The organism is Pseudoalteromonas shioyasakiensis, assembly GCA_013391845.1.
Taxonomy (GTDB): Bacteria; Pseudomonadota; Gammaproteobacteria; order Enterobacterales; family Alteromonadaceae; genus Pseudoalteromonas; species Pseudoalteromonas apostichopi.
Genome location: CP058414.1, coordinates 3,468,924 through 3,488,315, shown reverse-complemented (window position 1 = coordinate 3,488,315; position 19,392 = coordinate 3,468,924). Strand labels below are relative to the sequence as shown.

Annotated in this window: 17 protein-coding genes; 11 read left to right on the top strand and 6 right to left on the bottom strand. The window is 42.1% G+C overall.

From position 1 onward, the window contains the following. Positions 1–98: 98 nt before the first annotated feature. Complete coding sequence (rpoH, locus tag HYD28_15975; protein ID QLE10332.1) at positions 99–962, top strand: RNA polymerase sigma factor RpoH; 864 nt, start codon at positions 99–101, stop codon at positions 960–962. Positions 963–1,042: 80 nt separating this feature from the next. Beyond that, the gene (gene glsB, locus HYD28_15970; GenBank protein ID QLE10331.1) at positions 1,043–1,963 is read left to right on the top strand and encodes a glutaminase B; all 921 of its coding nucleotides are present in this window, start codon (positions 1,043–1,045) and stop codon (positions 1,961–1,963) included. Positions 1,964–1,969: 6 nt separating this feature from the next. Here the strand turns inward: glsB and HYD28_15965 are convergent, their stop codons facing one another. Then, positions 1,970–3,274, bottom strand: coding sequence for an inosine/guanosine kinase (locus HYD28_15965; GenBank protein QLE10330.1), 1,305 nt, complete (start codon positions 3,272–3,274; stop codon positions 1,970–1,972). Between the two features lie 180 nt (positions 3,275–3,454). Between HYD28_15965 and tadA the strand changes: the two genes are divergently transcribed. Then, positions 3,455–3,952, top strand: coding sequence for a tRNA adenosine(34) deaminase TadA (gene tadA, locus HYD28_15960; GenBank protein QLE10329.1), 498 nt, complete (start codon positions 3,455–3,457; stop codon positions 3,950–3,952). Here tadA and HYD28_15955 read toward each other — a convergent pair whose 3' ends face one another. After that, the gene (locus tag HYD28_15955) at positions 3,953–4,123 is read right to left on the bottom strand and encodes a hypothetical protein (protein ID QLE10328.1); all 171 of its coding nucleotides are present in this window, start codon (positions 4,121–4,123) and stop codon (positions 3,953–3,955) included. 94 nt (positions 4,124–4,217) lie between these two features. Continuing rightward, the gene (mltF, locus tag HYD28_15950; GenBank protein QLE10327.1) at positions 4,218–5,687 is read right to left on the bottom strand and encodes a membrane-bound lytic murein transglycosylase MltF; all 1,470 of its coding nucleotides are present in this window, start codon (positions 5,685–5,687) and stop codon (positions 4,218–4,220) included. Positions 5,688–5,997: 310 nt separating this feature from the next. Here mltF and purL point away from each other — a divergent pair, with 310 nt between their 5' ends. The 5 genes from purL to HYD28_15925 all read left to right on the top strand — a co-directional run bounded on the left by purL (position 5,998) and on the right by HYD28_15925 (position 13,011). After that, on the top strand, positions 5,998–9,882 hold the full coding sequence (gene purL, locus HYD28_15945) for a phosphoribosylformylglycinamidine synthase (GenBank protein ID QLE10326.1): 3,885 nt from the start codon (positions 5,998–6,000) through the stop codon (positions 9,880–9,882). A gap of 154 nt (positions 9,883–10,036) precedes the next feature. Further along, positions 10,037–12,262 (top strand): YdbH domain-containing protein, encoded by a 2,226-nt coding sequence (locus HYD28_15940; GenBank protein ID QLE10325.1) that lies wholly within the window; start codon positions 10,037–10,039, stop codon positions 12,260–12,262. Next, positions 12,237–12,491 carry a YdbH domain-containing protein gene (locus HYD28_15935; protein QLE10581.1) on the top strand — a complete coding sequence of 85 codons (255 nt, stop codon included), beginning with the start codon at positions 12,237–12,239 and terminating at the stop codon, positions 12,489–12,491. The genes HYD28_15940 and HYD28_15935 overlap by 26 nt, the downstream gene beginning before the upstream one ends. Beyond that, the gene (locus HYD28_15930) at positions 12,484–12,666 is read left to right on the top strand and encodes a YnbE family lipoprotein (protein QLE10580.1); all 183 of its coding nucleotides are present in this window, start codon (positions 12,484–12,486) and stop codon (positions 12,664–12,666) included. Before HYD28_15935 ends, HYD28_15930 begins: the two co-directional genes overlap by 8 nt. Positions 12,667–12,675: 9 nt before the next feature. Continuing rightward, complete coding sequence (locus HYD28_15925) at positions 12,676–13,011, top strand: YdbL family protein (protein QLE10324.1); 336 nt, start codon at positions 12,676–12,678, stop codon at positions 13,009–13,011. Between the two features lie 80 nt (positions 13,012–13,091). Here the strand turns inward: HYD28_15925 and HYD28_15920 are convergent, their stop codons facing one another. Together HYD28_15920 and waaA are read right to left on the bottom strand one after the other, a co-directional pair. Next, positions 13,092–13,634, bottom strand: a complete 543-nt coding sequence (locus HYD28_15920; protein ID QLE10579.1) for a DUF1415 domain-containing protein — start codon at positions 13,632–13,634, stop codon at positions 13,092–13,094. Positions 13,635–13,679: 45 nt separating this feature from the next. Continuing rightward, complete coding sequence (waaA, locus tag HYD28_15915; protein ID QLE10323.1) at positions 13,680–14,939, bottom strand: lipid IV(A) 3-deoxy-D-manno-octulosonic acid transferase; 1,260 nt, start codon at positions 14,937–14,939, stop codon at positions 13,680–13,682. Positions 14,940–15,092: 153 nt separating this feature from the next. Between waaA and HYD28_15910 the strand changes: the two genes are divergently transcribed. The 3 genes from HYD28_15910 to hldE are packed head-to-tail and all read left to right on the top strand — an operon-like array spanning position 15,093 to position 18,642. Beyond that, positions 15,093–16,580 carry a hypothetical protein gene (locus HYD28_15910; GenBank protein QLE10322.1) on the top strand — a complete coding sequence of 496 codons (1,488 nt, stop codon included), beginning with the start codon at positions 15,093–15,095 and terminating at the stop codon, positions 16,578–16,580. A 32-nt stretch (positions 16,581–16,612) separates the two neighbouring features. Continuing rightward, positions 16,613–17,203, top strand: a complete 591-nt coding sequence (locus HYD28_15905; protein QLE10321.1) for an SIS domain-containing protein — start codon at positions 16,613–16,615, stop codon at positions 17,201–17,203. Next, positions 17,203–18,642: a bifunctional D-glycero-beta-D-manno-heptose-7-phosphate kinase/D-glycero-beta-D-manno-heptose 1-phosphate adenylyltransferase HldE gene (gene hldE / locus HYD28_15900; GenBank protein ID QLE10320.1), complete on the top strand. Its 1,440-nt coding sequence runs from the start codon at positions 17,203–17,205 to the stop codon at positions 18,640–18,642. Before HYD28_15905 ends, hldE begins: the two co-directional genes overlap by 1 nt. Here hldE and HYD28_15895 read toward each other — a convergent pair. Further along, positions 18,632–19,354: a 3-deoxy-D-manno-octulosonic acid kinase gene (locus HYD28_15895; GenBank protein QLE10319.1), complete on the bottom strand. Its 723-nt coding sequence runs from the start codon at positions 19,352–19,354 to the stop codon at positions 18,632–18,634. The genes hldE and HYD28_15895 overlap by 11 nt on opposite strands. Between the last annotated feature and the right edge of the window lie 38 nt (positions 19,355–19,392).

Sequence of the window (19,392 nt, the reverse complement as noted above, 5' to 3'; positions counted from 1 at the left end):
CCACTTGATTTGAACTTTAAAAAAGTTTTTAATTGAAGTTAGCACTCTCGCTTAAAGAGTGCTAAGATGGTTTCAAATGTTTATCACTGAGGTGAAAAATGAGTAAAGATTTATACGCAATGGCACTTACTGCAGGTCAACAGAGCGCAAGTATGGACGGCTACCTTCAAGCGGTTAGCACTATTCCTATGCTTGATGCAGAGAAAGAAAAGCAGTTGGCGACTCGTCTTCAGGAAGAAGGTGATCTTGAAGCTGCGAAGCAACTCATTATGTCGCACCTGCGCTTTGTTGCTCATATTGCGAAAAGCTATTCAGGTTATGGCTTACCGCAAGCTGATTTAATTCAGGAAGGTAACATAGGTCTGATGAAAGCGGTAAAACGTTTCGACCCAAGTGTAGGTGTCCGCTTAGTCTCATTCGCAGTACATTGGATCAAAGCCGAAATTCATGAGTACGTACTGAAAAACTGGCGTATCGTGAAAGTTGCTACAACAAAAGCGCAACGTAAATTATTCTTCAACCTACGTAAAAATAAAAAGCGTTTAGGTTGGTTTAACCAAGCTGAAGTTAGCACAGTTGCTAATGAGCTAGGTGTAAGTGAAAAAGAAGTACGTGAGATGGAATCACGTATGAGTGGCCAAGATATGGGCTTTGACTTAACGGGCGATGACAATGACGACGCACCGACAAGCACATACTCGCCAGTACAATATTTAACTGATGGCAGTGCAGATCTTGCTGATGATATCGAAGAGCAGCAATGGCAAGAACAGTCTCATGCACGCTTATTCAGTGCGTTAAAAACGCTTGATGAGCGTTCACAAGACATCGTAAGTGCGCGTTGGTTAGCTGAAGATAAAGCAACACTGCAAGAACTTGCTGAGAAATACAATGTTTCAGCAGAGCGTGTTCGCCAGCTAGAAAAAACAGCGATGAAAAAACTGCAATCAGCTATGAGCTAATAGCAATCGCTATAGCAAACCATCTTTAGTAGACTACAAAGCCTCGCAAATGCGGGGCTTTTTGTTTTAAAGGACGCGGTATGTCACAGATTGATTATCAACACGTATTAGATGAAATAACAAAAGAAGTTCAGCCATTACTGAGCCAAGGTAAGGTTGCTGATTATATTCCTGCGCTAGCAGAGGTTGAACCAAACCAATTCGCAATTGCAATTCATACCGTGGATGGGCAAACTTATTGCGCTGGTGACTGCAGTGCGCGTTTCACGATTCAATCTGTCTCAAAAGTAATGACCTTAACCTTAGCGCTTCAGCGTTATGGCGATGAATTATGGCAGCGAGTCGGAAAAGAACCTTCAGGCACTGCTTTTAACTCACTCACACAGCTTGAGTTTGAGCAGGGCATACCACGCAACCCATTTATTAACGCCGGTGCTATTGTCACCTGTGACGCTTTATACAGTCGTTTATCTGCACCGATGCACTCTATGCTTGAATCATTTCGCCAGTTATCAGGTAATGCTCAGGTTGTTATTGATAAGAAAGTGGCTAATTCTGAATATGAGTTTCGTCACCGCAATGCCGCGATGGCGCATCTAATGAAGTCATTTGGCAACTTTAATAATGAAGTTGATGATGTTTTATGGGCTTACTTTAACTTCTGTGCCATAGAGCTGAACTGCGTAGAATTAGCAAAAGCTTACAGCTACTTAGCGAACCAAGGTAAAGATGCTAATGGGCAAGAAGTACTTAGTGCTAGACAAAACAAGCAGTTAAACTCGTTACTGTTTACTAGTGGTTTATACGATGCTGCGGGGGATTTTGGCTACCGTGTGGGTATGCCGGGTAAATCTGGGGTTTCGGGCACTATTTTAGCTGTGTTACCGAATCAATTTACAGTGGCTGTTTGGGCGCCAAGACTTAACTCATATGGGAATTCAGTTGCTGGGATAGCGGCTCTTGAGCGTTTATCCCAGAAACTGGATATTTCTATTTTTTAGTTGCGGTTACTGATCCCAGTAAACTTGCTCTAAACAATCTTCACGTTCTGGTAAGCCACGAGATAAACGTGGTGAGTGCTGAACCAGTACTTCATAACTCGCACGGTTAGCGTATTTACTGATTTGTGCAAGTGATGAGTAAGTTATTGCAGGTTGTTGATGTTTCGCTGAGTTTGCCACATTTAGTTTGTGGTAAACATTGGCTGATAAGTCATGTAGGACCGCAGCAAGAGCGCAATCGCCTGCGCCATTCGTGTTTTTAATACTATCAGGGCCGCCCATAAATGGTGCTGTGTGGCTGTATGCACGGATAGGGTTTTGGCAGTCCTCTTTACGCATTGCGCGCGAAAATTCATAACGGTTAAAATCAGCAATTGCACCTGGTAATAATGGGTATTCTGTTTCACGCTTGAATGAATCGTCTACGTAACCTGCCATAAATAAGCCTTTTTCGCCGGCAGTACAAATAACTAAATCAGTCCAGTCTAGCGCTTTGTCGGCAGCCAGAAGCGGATCCTCAAAACCTGTAATAGCAAGACCTTCTTCTTCGTTCATAGCAAGAATATCAACATGTTCTTTAACAAAATCAGCCCACCAAGCTGGATCTTGTTCAATTAAGAACTTAGTACCAAGGGTTAAAACCACAGGAACACCTGCATCATTGGCATATTTTACTGCCTGCATAGTGGCTTCTGTCATGGTTTCATCACCTTGAGTACGCATCAGATATGCGCTGATCACTAATGCTGATGAATTTTCAATAAGAGCTTGATCGATTGATTCAGGGCGAAGGTGATTCATAAGCCCTGCACTAATTGCGAAGGTGCGTTCACCTGTCTCGTCAATTAAGGTAAAACAGCGACCAATTGGGCCATCTACAGGCTGAAGATAGTCAAGATCAACGCGGCTAGAGGTGTTACATAAAAAACGGTATGCATAGCTGCCGATTTTGATATTTTCACTCATTACTCCTAACAACACTGAGCGGTCGTCAGCAAGTGTTGAATAGTTGTGCATGGTGTTACCTACCGTACCACCGGCAAACTCATAATCGATCATGTTATCGAGTTTCAGTCTGTCGTATAACGCATTGGTAATATCGTTTTCGATCACTTGCGACATGCCACGGCGCAATTGAAATTCATCTAGGAAAGCTTGATCAACTTTCGCTTCAATATCCACCACAATTTGGTCGATACCCGTAATATAACTACGTTGTAGTCGGTCGGTTGAGTTAAGTTGATTCGTCAGTGGATCTTTGGCTTCCACCGGAAAATAATGTTTATGCCTGCGGCGTCCAGGAAATTTCATTTGCTACCCGTGTTGTAAGCTAAATAAAAAAAGCGCGAGATTATAGCGCAATATGGGTCCATTGAGCCATGAAAAAGCCACTAAATTTTGCGTTAATTTTTAATTGTAGCAGCATTTATTGCCGACATTTTTCACTAACTAGGTATAATTACTCACAGTTTTACAAGATTTGTGTGATATATGAGCGAACAATTTAGCGACGAGTATTGGATGGAGAAAGCATTGAGCTACGCCAATGAAGCGGCTGCGATTAATGAGATTCCAGTTGGTGCAGTACTCGTAAAAGACAATCAACAGATCTCTTATGGCTATAACCGCTCAATTATTGATAACGATCCATCAGCTCATGCAGAAATGATGGCAATCCGTGAAGCAGGAAAAGTACTTAACAACTATCGCCTAATAGATTGCACTCTGTATGTAACTTTAGAACCTTGTTCGATGTGCGCAGGCCTTTTGGTTCATAGCCGTATTAAGCGACTTGTATTTGGCGCTAAGGATGCAAAAACAGGATCGGCAGGCTCAATTATGAATCTTCTACAAGAACCTAGGCTTAATCATCAAGTTGAAGTAACTAGTGATGTTATGAGTGAGCAGTGTGGAGCGGTGATTTCTAAGTTTTTTAAGCGTCGTAGAGAAGAGAAAAAGGCGGCAAAGCTGGCTGCTCGCAACGCCTAGTTAGACAACCGGCGTTGCAGGAACTTGTGCTTCCATTAATTGCATCGCAAATAGGCGGCGACGCCAGATAACTTTTTTGTGTGTATTGCGTAGCATGATACGACGACGTGTAGCCGTTGAGTAAATAACATTTCGCTTGAACTTATGTGTCTTGCGTCTTCTTTTTAACATGTGTGCTCCTTAAGTGAGAGTAAAGCATTATATTGATCTCTACAGGAAGATAATGATCATTTGATGACAAGTAAACAGATTTCGGTGCTTGAAGTTAGTTGTTTTCTGACTTCTGCTGCTCTGAGTTAGTTTGTTGAGTGTTGTCGCTTGGTTTTATTTCGCTTGCCTCTGTTGCAGGTTTTGCTTCTTCAGCTGTTTGTTGCTCGCTCTCGGGATTAGCAATAGCATCATTTTCGTCAAGCCAAACTAACGCATCGTAATAACGACGAATATTATCAACATATTGCACAGCGACATCGCCCCGCGCATAACCATATTTGGTTTTACGATAGTAACGCTTTTTAATTAAAAGAGGTAAGCGCTTTTTAACATCAGCCCATTTGTCAGGGCTTGCACCTTCTTGCTCAGTGATGATACGAGCGTCGTTTACGTGTCCCCAGCCAACATTGTAAGAGGCTAAGGCAAACCAAGTTCTGTCAGGCTGTGGGATGCGTTCAGGGATCCAAGAGATCACTTTGGCAAGGTACTCTGCACCGCCTTTAATATTTTGCTCTGGTTCTAATCGATTAGTTACGCCGACCTGTTTTGCAGTTGCTTGAGTGAGCATCATAATACCACGCACACCCGTTGGTGACTTAGCTCTTGGGTTCCACATTGATTCTTGATAACTCAAGGCTGCCAGTAATCGCCAATCTATGTTGCCAGCGTATTGCTCAAACCAAGGTTGGTATTTAGGTAAGGTCTCTTTTATTGCTTCGATATAAGCTAGGGTGTTCACATAATTAAACTGGCGAACATGGCCGAAGTATTTTTCTTCTAGAACATAAAGCTGGTTGCTTTGTTTTACGTCACCAAAAAATGGCACCATCAAGGCATATAAAGAATCGTCACCATCTTTTCTTAGTAGCCAAGCGATAGGGTCATTACGCGTAACCGAGAAACCTATGCTTAAATTTGGGTGGTAGCGGCGAAACAACGACAAGGTGTGTGAATCAGCTAGGGTATAATCAATTTCACCGTCGATAACAGCTTGCAGAAGCTCTTCTTCATCCATGTCTTCTGTTTCGTTCCAGCTGAGCTCTGGATTCAGCTGTTTTAATTGTTGTAGCGCCAACGAATGGCTGCTTTTTGCTAGAACAGTTAGGTTACCGGTTAAATCTGAAAACTCACGAGGACGAGTACGGCCTTGTTTATAGACCAGCTTTTGGCTAATTGTGCGATAGGTCGGGCCGAAGCGATAATGTTCAGCTCGAATCGTATTATATGTAAGACCTGAAGCTATTATATCTAAATCGCCACTTTCTAAGCGTGCGAACATATCGGATAGATTAAAAAAGGGCACCATTTCAAGCTCAACACCAACATAGTCAGCAAACTCTTGAGCGAGTTCATATTCAAAGCCTTGCACACCTTGCGGTGCTTGATAGTAATTACTCGCACCAGCTAAAGTGCCGACTCTAATTTTGTTCTGTGCCTTGATATGAGCGAGTTGCGAGGGTTGCTGTTGCATATCGCACGCACATAACATGAGCACTAAACTAAAAATAGCGAGTAACTTTTGCATAGATTATAAATGCCCCTTAAACCATTACGTTACCGTTATAACAAAACTTCAAAGCCACGTCACTTGGCGAATAGTTTTATATATCTATTTAAAAATTAATAATCGTAACAGGGGGAAGGTAGATAAGTCATACAGAACAAGAACCTGCAGAAAAATAATGAGTACTAAGATAGTTAATTGATGTGACTATAATAGCGGTTATCGAGATTATTTAAATAAAAGCGTAATTTTGAGTTAAATCTAGACGTTATTTGCACTATAATATGCGCCTAAAATATCGTTCAATCCCTAACCCCGGATGAAAATACCTATGTTGATCCTTCGTGGTGCACCAGCACTTTCCGATTTTAGAGTTCAGAAAATTTTAGCGCGTTGCCAACAGGCACAACTTCCAGTTACTGACGTTTATGCTGAGTTCATGCATTTTGCAGATCTCACTGCTGAACTTTCAGCTGATGAGCAAACAAAGCTGGAAAAACTGCTTACTTATGGTCCAACGATTGCTGAGCACACGCCAGCAGGCACGTTAATTCTTGTAACGCCGCGTCCAGGTACTATCTCGCCTTGGGCATCAAAAGCAACTGACATCGCACATAACTGTGGCTTAAGCCAAGTTCACCGTGTTGAGCGTGGTATTGCATACTACGTTGAAGGTAATCTATCAGCTGATCAAACAGCTGAAGTTGCAGCGTTGTTACATGACCGTATGACTGAAGCAACTCACGCAGATATGGCTGATGCAGCTAAATTATTCCGCCACGATGACCCGCGTCCAATGTCATCAGTTGACATTTTAGGTGGTGGCCGTGAAGCACTTGCTAAAGCAAACGTTGAGCAAGGTTTTGCGCTTGCAGATGACGAAATCGATTACTTAGTAGAAAACTTCCAAAAGTTAGGGCGTAACCCGAACGACATCGAATTATTCATGTTTGCACAAGCAAACTCTGAGCATTGTCGTCACAAAATCTTTAACGCTGATTGGACAATTGATGGCATCGAGCAGCCAAAATCTTTGTTCAAAATGATCAAAAATACTTACGAGCAGAACCCTGAAAACGTGTTATCGGCATATAAAGATAACGCAGCGGTAATGAAAGGTTCGGTAGCGGGTCGTTTCTTCCCTAATCTTGAGGGTGAGTACGCGTACCATCAAGAAAACATCGAAATCTTGATGAAAGTTGAAACTCATAACCACCCAACTGCGATTGCGCCATTCTCAGGTGCATCGACTGGGTCTGGTGGTGAAATTCGTGATGAAGGTGCTACAGGCCGTGGTTCTAAGCCTAAAGCTGGTTTAGTTGGTTTCACGGTATCTAACCTACGTATTCCTGGCTACGAGCAACCTTGGGAAACTGACTTCGGTAAGCCTGGTCGTATCGTTAATGCACTTGATATTATGACAGAAGGTCCATTAGGTGGTGCGGCATTCAATAACGAGTTTGGTCGCCCTAACTTACTTGGTTACTTCCGTACATACGAAGAGAAAGTATCAAGCCATAACGGTGAAGAAGTACGTGGTTACCACAAGCCAATCATGCTTGCAGGTGGTTTAGGTAACATTCGTTCTGAACATGTTCAAAAAGGTGAAATCCCTGTAGGTGCTAAGCTAATTGCACTAGGTGGTCCGGCAATGAACATCGGTCTTGGTGGTGGTGCTGCGTCTAGTATGACATCTGGTCAATCAAACGAAGATTTAGACTTTGCATCGGTACAGCGTGAAAACCCAGAAATGGAACGTCGTTGTCAGGAAGTTATCGACAAATGTTGGCAGCTAGGTGATGCAAACCCAATCGCTTTCATCCACGATGTGGGTGCAGGTGGTCTTTCAAACGCATTCCCTGAGCTTGTAGACGACGGTGGTCGTGGTGGTAAATTCCAACTTCGTGACATTCCAAACGATGAGCCGGGTATGGCACCACACGAAATTTGGTGTAACGAATCTCAAGAGCGTTACGTATTAGCAGTTGCGGCAGAAGACTTCGCGCGCTTTGAAGCAATCTGTAAACGTGAGCGTGCAGAATACGCTGTTATTGGTGAAGCAACAGAAGAGCGTCACTTAACGGTTGAAGATAGCCACTTCGGTAACAGTCCAGTAGATCTTCCGCTTGATGTATTACTTGGTAAAGCACCAAAAATGCACCGCGAAGTTGAATCGAAAAAAGCACAATCGCAACCATTAGACATTGCTCACATTGATGCTGCTGATGCTGCACAGCGTTTATTACGCTTACCAACGATTGCTGAGAAAACATTCTTAATCACTATTGGTGACCGTACGGTAACGGGTTTAGTTGCTCGTGACCAAATGGTAGGTCCTTGGCAGGTGCCAGTAGCAAACTGTGCGGTAACCGCTGCTGCGTTTGATACTTACCACGGTGAAGCAATGTCATTAGGTGAACGTACACCAGCTGCACTTTTAAACTACGGTGCCTCTGCTCGCTTAGCTGTGGCTGAGTCTCTAACTAACATCGCTTGTGCTAACATCGGTGGCCTTGAAAATATCAAGCTATCTGCAAACTGGATGGCTGCAGCTGGTCACCCTGGCGAAGATGCGGGTCTTTATGAAGCAGTTAAAGCTGTAGGTGAAGAGCTTTGTCCTGCACTTGGTTTAACAATCCCTGTGGGTAAAGACTCAATGTCTATGAAAACTCAATGGGATGAAGACGGTGAACAAAAATCTGTTACTGCACCATTATCGCTGATCATCACTGCATTTGGTCGTGTTGAAGATGTTCGTAAAACAGTAACCCCACAACTACGCACTGATAAAGGTGACTCATCATTATTATTAGTTGATTTAGGTGCTGGTCAAAACCGTATGGGTGCATCAAGCCTTGCACAGGTTTATAAGCAACTAGGTGATGTGACACCTGATGTTGATAACCCAGCATTATTAAAAGGTTTCTATGACGCAATGCAAGCACTTGTAGCGGATAATAAGTTACTTGCTTACCATGACCGTTCAGACGGTGGCTTATTCACTACGGTTGCTGAAATGGCATTTGCTGGCCACACGGGTGTAACTGTTGACCTTGCAGGCTTAACAGGTTCAGACATCGAAGCGCTTTATAATGAAGAGTTAGGTGCAGTGATTCAAGTAGCTAATGACGATTTAGACGCAGTTAAAGCGGTTCTTGCCGACCACGGTCTAGCTGCTATCAGTCATGAAATTGGTACATTAAACGCTGATGACCGCGTGGTATTCACTCGTGGTGATGATGTAGTACTTAACCACACGCGTACTGAGCTTCGTACTATTTGGGCTGAAACAACTTACCAAATGCAAGCACGTCGTGACAACCCAGAATGTGCTAAGCAAGAGTTTGATGCTAAGTTTGATGCAAAAGACCCAGGTCTTAACGTAAAACTAAACTTTGACCTAAACGAAGATGTTGCAGCGCCTTACATTGCTACAGGTGCGAAGCCGAAAATGGCGATACTTCGTGAGCAAGGTGTTAACTCTCACTTAGAAATGGCTGCTGCATTTAATCGTGCAGGCTTTGCTGCGGTTGACGTTCACATGAGCGATATCCTTGAAGGTCGTTTAACACTTGAGCAATTTAAAGGCTTAGTGGCATGTGGTGGCTTCTCTTACGGTGACGTACTAGGTGCAGGTGAAGGCTGGGCTAAGTCAATCTTATTTAATGAGATGGCTCGTGAGCAGTTCCAAAGCTTCTTCCACCGCGAAGATACATTCAGCTTAGGTGTGTGTAATGGCTGTCAAATGCTTTCAACATTGAAAGAATTGATCCCTGGTACTGAGCACTGGCCACGTTTCGTGACGAATAAGTCAGAGCGCTTTGAAGCTCGCTTTAGCCTTGTAGAAGTGCAAGAAAACCCATCAGTATTCTTTAATGGTATGGCAGGTTCACGTATGCCTATCGCTGTTTCTCACGGTGAAGGCCATGCTGAGTTCGCAAACGCTGATGCAGTTAAAGCAGCGCTTGAGTCAGGTACTGTGGCAGTGAAGTTTGTTGATAACTACGGTAACCCAACTACGCAATACCCAGCTAACCCGAACGGTTCACCAGAGGGTATCACAGGTATTACTTCTACAGATGGTCGTGCAACGGTTATGATGCCGCACCCAGAGCGTGTATTCCGTACGGTTGCTAACTCATGGCACCCAGATGAATGGCGTGAAGATAGCCCGTGGATGCGTATGTTCCGCAACGCACGCAAAAACGTTGGCTAGAAGTTAGCTATGTGCCTAGCTATACAAGCTAGGTTCATACAAACCGTTTAAACTAAAAAGGCTGCACTATCATGTGTGGCCTTTTTGTTTATAATGATCTGAGAAGCGAGAAGCGAGAAGCGAGAAGCGAGAAGCGAGAAGCAAGGAGAGTTTTTTGAGTTTTAAACGGATAAGCGTAGGGTTGCTAGGTATCGTGCTAAGCATGGTGCTTTTGGCGTATCTGTTCAGATTGCCACTGACATCGTGGTACTTAACACCTATGCTCAGTAAAAATGGCGTTGCGCTTCATTGTATTGATTGGTCATTAACCAGCAAGCTTGATTTAAATATCGAGAAATTATGTTTAACCTACCAAGGACAGCAAATTGAGTTGGCTGGTATTATTGCTAATAAGCAGCAGGTAACAGTTTCTCGCGCTAATCTCACTCTTAGCAATCAGGTAAGTAAACAATCTGACTCTTCACAAACAGAATTCAAAAAGCTCGCTTTAGTATTACCAGAGCAAAGACCGCTAATTAGCATTCAGCAGCTTGATGTAGTCTCACCGTTTACCGACAATCCTGTTAGGTTGGCGATACGGGAAAAACGCTTAAATCATTTTACGATTTCACGTGATATCAGTGCAGACGTTGAAATATCAAATTATGAAGTGAAAGCCAATCTCACCCTTGATGAGAAAGTGCTTGAACGATTCATGAAACTGCCCAAAAACAGCCATTTTACTACTCAGTCACAGGTTAATTTTGATGGTATTACGGTTGCTATTAAAAGCATGGTAAATGTAAATTATCAGCACGCTTTAGAGCAATGTGACTTAAGTTTTGCTACTGAAGGGAGCCTGAGTGCAAAGTACCAACTAAATCAACAGCATCTAAACGCGGATTTATCAGCTTTACGGAATCAATTTAGTGCACACCAAGATTGTTTTATCTCTATAGCAAACCAACAGTACCAATCATTTATTAGAGCGCAGCTGCCGCTTGCTTGGCAGTTGCAAATTGCAGAACCGTTAAGTGTTGATGGTGAGTTGCTATCAGTCCCTATAGTTAAGCTGCAAGCAAATGAGGGGCAAAGCGAGATAAAAGTAAGTAATACGTCACTTTCTTTACAGAACCCGCTCACATCACTTAAAAGCCAAGTTGGCATTCATTTTAATAGTGAAGATATAAGTGAATTTAAGCTTGATGCTCATTTAAATGATGGAACTGTTAAATCAGGTTTTCAGCTGTCATTGAATTCATTACCAGCATTTTTAGATTTACAGGCTGACGGGATTCAGGCTAAAGGAAAGCTAAACATTGATGAGTTATTTGCGAGTCCAATAGTTGCTCAACTGAATGCAAATGTAAGTGTTAAAAACGCGCTTATATCGGATGCAACGATAGCTGACTTTACTAGCACTATTGACGCTGAGCATAATGCCCAGCAGCACTTAATTGTTAAAGCTAACAGCAAGGTTAAATCATTAAATTATAATGATATTAACGCAGCAAAAATCAGTAATGAGCTAACTCTCAGAACAGACCTAAGTGCAGGGGAGTTATTTGCTGATATTGATGCCAAAACCTCTGCCGCCAAATTAACAACTCCGGAGCTTACCTTAAATAAGTTGTCCGTCGTTACAAAGGCACTACAAAGTCGCGCCTTACAGGCAACGCATCATGTGTTTGCAGATGGCTTTGAAGTGCTAATTAGCCACCATATGTCTGAGGTTGCGCACCCATTTGAACTCGTGATACCAGAGCAGACAATTGCTAAGCTTAACCCTATAATTTATCAGTTTGAGCCCCTTGCTACTGTCACTGATGGGGTTGTTTCGGGCATTATTAAAGGTGATGTAAATCTTCAACAAGCACAGGGTAGTTTGCACATAGATAAATTCAGTGCGCTTTACAACGATTACCTCGCGAACGATTTTGCTGTGGATCTAAACGGGAAGTTTAATTCAGGGCAGCTTAATATTGCAGCGACTAAATTTACACTTAATGAACTGCGTGCAGGTGCAGTGGTGAAAAATATACAGGGTCAGTTGCAGGTAACGGCTAACCAGCCTTGCGCAGCTAATCTAACCGGTCAGGTTATGGGGGGGGAATTTGTGGTGAATAGCTACTGTCCACTGAGTGATAACCAAACCGCGACTGTTAAGTTTGAAAATATTGATGCCAGCAAACTGATCACCCTTGATGCTGAGTCTGGAATTAGTTTAAGTGGCCGCTTAGCGGGCACCTTACCTGTTGTAATAAGCAAGCAGGGGGTAGAAGTAAAGCAAGGGCAGCTGGTTAATCAAGGTGACGGTAAATTACTGATCACCAATAATGCAGGTTTTGAAGCTGTAAAGGCACAGCAGCAGGAAACTGAGCACAACGCTGAGTTTACTTGAAAATTTAGATATTAAAAAACTACGTAGTAGTGTTAATCTCAAACCAGATGGTTGGTTACATTTAGGTGTCAATTTAGAGGGTTATAATGAAGCGCAGCAACAAGCGGTGAACTTTAATTATAATCATGAAGAGAATGTATTTACTTTACTTAGGGCACTGCGTTTAAGTGATGAAATTACTCAAAGAGTTGAGAAAGAGTATGCAAAAAAAGGAAGCAATGATGGCTAAGTGGTTAGTAATGCTGACGGCTGTAGGCATGCTGAGTGCCTGTACTCACCGTGTAGAGGTGGCAGCAAAAGAGCCGATTACAATCAACTTAAATGTAAAAGTTGATCATGAGATCCGCGTAAAAGTGGATAAAGAACTTGATACCTTATTCAGTGATGATAGTGAATTATTCTAAGGAGCAAACATGCGTAAATTACAACTTAAAAAACTAAATGTGATCACCATGATCAGTGCTGTTTGTTTATCTTTCTCTGTATGGGCTATCAGCCTTGATGATGCAAAGAGCCAAGGGCTAGTGGGTGAAAACAGCTCAGGCTATTTAGGTTTAGTGGTTAATAACAGTGAAGCAAAAGCGGTGGTTGAAGAAATAAATGCAAAGCGCAAAGAGCAATATTTAAAACTGGCGAAAAAGAACAACCTCTCTTTAGCGCAAGTTGAAGCACTTGCAGCCGCTAAAACTATCGAGAAAACTAAGCCGGGTCACTACATTGAAGTGAACGGTCAGTGGGTAAAAAAATAACTCACTTTATTAAACGAATCAGTACAAAACAGAAAAAGCCAGCACTGCTGGCTTTTTTACATTTACACGATTGGTAAACATTAGCGTTTATCGATGCAGTTTTGTAACAATTGCTGCCAAAAGTCGATGCCTTTGCGCCTTGCAAGTTTAATATTGTGCTCCGGAATAGACTCTGGTTCATTGTAGTTATCTAACGCTTCGCTCATACTGGCTTCACGAATCAAATGCAGTGTCGGGTAAGGTGCACGGTTGGTATAATTTGCAGCATCGCTGTCATCACTGTCAGCAAAGACATAGTCAGGGTGAAAGTTGGCTATTTGATATTTACCTTCATAACCTTGCGCAGCTAAAAGCGCATTGGCTAAATCGACTAAATCTAAGAACTCTTCAAAGTCCTTAAAGCCTTGTTCAAACATCAAAAGGGTTGTTTCGCGCTGTGCTTGCTGATCTAACTCGCTACACTGCTCAAGCATATCCATTACTGCATCATCAAGTGTAATAGACTGACTGATTTGATAATGAATGCAATTGCTTTCAACTTCTTTACGGGCAAAGGGGCAGAAATTGTATTTTACGATTACGCTTGATACCCATTCGCGCATTTGTTTTTCTGGGCGATTCATCGCTTGTTTTGCAGTCACATTCTTTCTCTATTCTATTTCTCTAAATTACTTTTCTAAGTAAAGCTCAATTAAATTGACCGTTTTACTGATAGCACCTTGATTATTAGCAACGCATTTCTGAGCTTGTTGACCAAGCTTAATCGTCTCCTGTGGATTAGCACTCAAAGAGATAAGTGTGTCAGCTAGTTGGTTTTCATCGATGACAATTTTAGCTCCTTGAGCACTAATCAGCTCAGGATAAATATGGTCAAAGTTATAGGTATGAGGACCTGCTAATACCCCAACAGAAAACGCTGCTGACTCTAATGGATTATGGCCGCCTCGCTCTATTAAACTTCCGCCAACATAACTGATGTTTGCCACACCATATAAGCATTGTAACTCGCCTAAAGTATCAGCTAGCACAACTTGTTGGTTGTCATAGTTATCTTCACTACGACGACTAAAGTTCATCGTTGAGCTTTTTAATATCTCTGCGACTTTATCAAATTGCTCTGGGTGACGCGGAGCAATAATCAAAAGAGCGTTGGGTAAGGCTTTTAACAGCTTTTCATGAGCACTTAAAATAAGCTCATGTTCAACAGGGTGAGTGGAGCCTGCAACCCAGATAAATCGCTCGTTGTTATATTTGTTTTTAAGTGCTGCGACTTTATTTAATTGCTCATTTGTTGGCGTAATATCAAATTTAATTGAGCCAAATACGCGTGCCTTTTCAGGCTTTAAACCAAGCTCAATAAAACGTTTGGCATCATCTTGATTATGACTGGCAAGGTCGCTAATAGACTGCATGATCACTTTAGTTAAAGGTATTACCTTTTGGTAGCCTTGCTGTGATTTGGCTGAAAGTCTGGCATTTAACACAAGAACTTTTGTGCCGTAGCTGTTGCTTTGAGCCATAAGGTTAGGCCAAAGTTCAGTTTCTAAAATACACAGTACCTTTGGCTTGATACGTTTTAAAAATCGACGCGTAGCAAAGAAAAAATCAATCGGTAAATAACAGCTGCTAACAGAGTCTTTAAAGTTATTTTTTATTTGTTCGCGGCCTGTAGGGGTGTTACAGGTTACTAAAATAGTAAGCACTGGATTTTCTGATTGAACGGCCTTGATAAGCGGGGTTGCCGCTAGCACTTCACCTACAGAGGCACAATGAAAAACAACATCGTGATGCGATAAATTCGAAAAGCCAAAGCGCTCAGCAAAGTGCTCACGGTAACCCTTATTCTTTTTCCCACGTAAAACATACAGGTAGAAAATAACCAGTGGGCTTAGTAGGTATAAAAGTAAAGAGTATAAAATGCGCGCCATTGCCTAGCCTATATGGATAAAACGTTATGATAGCGTGGAACCTACGCGATCTAAATATAAAATGTTAAAAACGGTTATCAATGAGAGTTTTAAGTGTTTACTATTGGCTTATTTGGTAGTATTTCGGTTACTTAACAAATCAACGAAGCAATTATGAAATTTAAAATGATAAAAGCCTCGGTAATAGGTGCTTTACTAAGTTGCTCAATGCCTTTATTAGCAACGCCAACTGCTTATTTACCTATTGGTATGGATGCACAGCTTGATCATCAATTAGATACTTTGTTTGCACTAACAATTGGCACTCCTATGGCTAAGCCATATCGTTTAGCAGAAGTCGAAAAAGCACTTCTTTTACTAGCAAAGGACGAGCCGGGGTTAGCTGCTGTTATTCGTTCAAAAATAAAGCCGTATCAAAGTGATGATGCAATCACTCGTGTCGGTGTAAAATTACAAGTAGATACAGATAATACCAAGAAAATAGCTAATCAACGCGGACTTAGTTCTAATGAATGGGGGCAAGGCTTCTTCGAAGGTATTTGGCGTGCCAATGATTACACTTTAGTACAAGTTGGTGTTGATTATCGAGCCAAAGCAAATAAGTTTGTAAATTACAATTCCTTTATCAGCTTCGCAGGGAGAGATTTACAGTTAAACCTTGGCTATAAAGAGCACTGGTTTTCACCTTTTAAGCACTCTGCACAAATTATTTCTACCAATGCTAAAACTGCACCTTCGATTTCTTTGGGAATGGTAAAACCAGCTCATAACTGGTGGAATTTTGACTTTGAGCTTTATTATTCTGAACTTGAACATGTCGATAATGGCATTCTTTATCAAAATGAGCTTCATAGTGGCACACCAAAGCTTGCTGGAACGCATTTTAGTATTGAGCCGCTTGATGGTTGGAAGATTGGCCTTAATAGAATGATGCAGTTTGGCGGTGGGCCCCGTAAAGTAGATGCTGGTGATGTGGTTGACGCATTTTTTGATCCCGCAGGTAATGACAACTCAGGCCTCACTGGTAGTAAAGATAATGAGTTAGGTGACCAATACGTAACAATTACCAGCACTGTAAATTTTAATTGGGGAATGCCCGTTGAACTTTACTTTGAATATGGTGGTGAAGATACAAAAAATCATAAGAACTACCAATTTGGTAATACTGTTAGTAATTTTGGCTTCTTCTTACCAAAGCTGAGTAATAAAATGTCGCTTAGGTACGAATATACCAATATGCATAGTCTGTGGTACGTCAATGAGATATACCCAGTATATGGTAATACGGTTAGTGGTTTTGTAACGGGACATTATGCGGCTGATCAGCGATATACTGACTTGCATGCCAATGGCGTTGCGAGAGTTTACGCAGATGCACCTCCTACACAGGTGCACAGCATGGAGTTAACTTATAGTGAAAGCTACCGCTCATTCTGGCGCAGTAAGCTAACATTGATAGAAAATGAAAGTAACTATCTAAATGAGTGGGGTCAAACGACTGGCGATTATGAACGCGCCGTTGAGCTTCAACTAAGTAACACACGCCAATTAAATGAGCATACATTAGAGACAACTCTTACTTATGGTGAAGATGTATTTGGAGATAACTATACTTGGTTATCTGTTGCATATTTTTGGTAAGCAAAGCCGTTAATACTTTTTAAGGAATATCTATGTCAAATCTTGATTCAGTAGCGGCAAGCTACCTCGAAAGTTTAAATCGTCATCAAATGTTGTTTGAGACGATGGAAACCTACCACCCTGAAGTGATGCAATTACTTGAAGCATGCCACAGTGCTTTGCAAGCGGGTGGTAAGGTGATTTGGTTTGGTAATGGTGGTAGCGCGGCAGATGCTCAGCACTTAGCTGCTGAGTTTGTTGTGCGTTATAAATTGGAACGAGGTCCATTAGCTTCTATTGCATTGACAACGGACACCTCAATATTAACCGCTCACAGTAATGACTATCATTTTGATACTGTATTTGAGCGTCAAGTGCAGGCGTTATGTAAGCCAGAAGATTTAGTGATTGGTTTAACTACCTCTGGTACTAGCCCTAACATCAACCTCGCCCTGGCAGCTGCAAATGAAATCGGCGCTTTTACAGTCGCATTAACAGGCCGAGATGGTGGTAAGGTAAAAGACATCGCTAAGTTACCAATTATCATTAAAAATGATGAAACAGCGCGTATTCAAGAAGCGCATATGTTCATCGGTCATTGGTTATGCGAAGCCATCGATATGGTTGTAGCGGAGCAAAAGTAATGGATTTAGCGTTACTAAAAAACCTTTCAAAGGCACGTATTTTAGTCGTTGGTGATGTCATGCTAGATAGATACTGGCATGGCGACTCAGGGCGTATTTCGCCTGAAGCTCCAGTACCTGTTGTAAAAGTCAGTAAGTTTGAAGACAAAGCAGGTGGCGCAGCCAACGTAGCAAAAAATATTGCACGTTTAGATGGTAAAGTGGGCTTGTTAGGCTTAGTTGGTGAAGACGAAAGCGGGCAAATTCTTGAAACAATTTTAAGTTCAGAAAAAATTGATTCGCAATTAGTCAGTGTTTGCGATTTACCAACTATTTCCAAAATGCGTGTTATTAGCCGTCATCAACAAGTTGTACGTCTTGATCTTGAAGAGACCTTTACTGAGCAACACAGCCAATTGTTACTAAACCGTTTAGAGCTGGTGTTAGATGACTACGATTTTGTGTTGTTTTCTGATTACAACAAAGGCTCTCTTAGCTTAATTCAACAAATGGTTCAGGTTGCAAAGAAAGCAGGTAAAACGGTACTTATCGACCCTAAATCATCCGACTTAAGCTTATATTGCGGTGCTGATTACATTACCCCTAACTTAAATGAGTTTAAGCTTGCTGGTGGTAAAACTGATTCTGAGCAAAGCTTAACTGATAGTGCTCGTAAGCTAATTAGTGAAGCGGGTATTGCCGCTATGCTATTAACTCGTTCAGAGCATGGTATGTCGTTAATCAGTCAGACAGATAAATTCGACTTTGCGGCCCAGCAGCTTGAAGTCAGTGATGTAACCGGCGCTGGTGATACCGTAATCGCGACGCTTGCAGTGATGCTTGGTGCGGGTATGGCAGCAAAAGATGCGGTTGAAATTGCCAATCTTGCTGCAGGTATTGCGGTAAGTAAACTTGGCGCAGCAACAGTATCGCCAGAAGAGTTGAGTCGTAAGCTTGGTCAATATTTACAGCAAACCGGTGAGCATTATCAAACACCATTTGAAGATGTGCTTCAGCACATTGAGTTTGCAAAACAAAATGGTGAAAAAATAGTTTTCACTAATGGTTGCTTTGATATTCTTCACGCTGGTCATGTGCGTTACCTTGCTCAGGCTAAAGCGCGTGGTGATAGGCTTGTTGTTGGCTTAAATAATGACGAATCAATCTCTCGCTTAAAAGGCCCAGAAAGACCAATTAATCCACTGGATGAACGTGCCATGGTATTAAGTGCGCTAGCATCAGTTGATTGGGTTATTCCGTTTGGCAGCATTGAAGAAAATGACACACCAGCAAAGCTAATCGAGCAAATTAGCCCTGATGTGCTAGTCAAAGGCGGCGATTACACCGTAGATCAAATTGCAGGTGCTGATCATGTTCTACGCCATGGCGGAAAAGTCGAAGTACTTGAGTTTCTTAATGGGTGCTCAACATCTAACGTTATTAGCAAAATTAAGTCTTAAGCAAAGCTTGGTAGTCACACAGCAGTGATTGCCAATCACTTTGATGCCAATGCATCACTTCGTTACGGCCTTGCTCTTTTGCAAATGAACGGGCAAGGCGTTTAATGTTTTCTTTTTGCCAACTGGCGTGCGGCTGTTTTATTTCGCCCCGGTCAAAGTCGATGATAAACACCTTTCCTGTATCATCGAATAAGATGTTATTGATGTTTAAGTCTGCGTGATATACCCCGTGATTATGAAACTCGCTGAGAGTCACAGCAATCGCTTTGAGTTCAGGTTGGCTGAGAGAGCGACTGATTAAAATATCTAACACACTTTTTGCCCCTGTCACCGCCTCGGTGATGATATCGCCGCGATAGATAAAGCCACTGGTGGTAATTTTTGCCGCAATAGGGTTTGGCACATTTAGACCAAGCTCACGCAAACGCATCATCAGCGCGAATTCTTTATAGACACGGGTTTGCTCTAAACCAAAATATAAATACTGGTCGCTCAGCAACTTACCTACTAAACCACCACGCCAATAGTGGCGCAGAACACCTGTAAGCTGTTGATGCTTAAAAAACCACGCTGTTGCGCGGCCTTTTTTAGCTCCGACTATTTTCTCTTGTTGTTGCCAATAACTGGCATCAAACCACTGTTGCGTGAGCTCATCTTTATAGGCTGGGTGACACAAAAGTGTGGTGTTTTGTAGATGCTGAGTTTCGAACATAACAACTTCAAGATTAAATAAAATTAGCCCTATCTTAC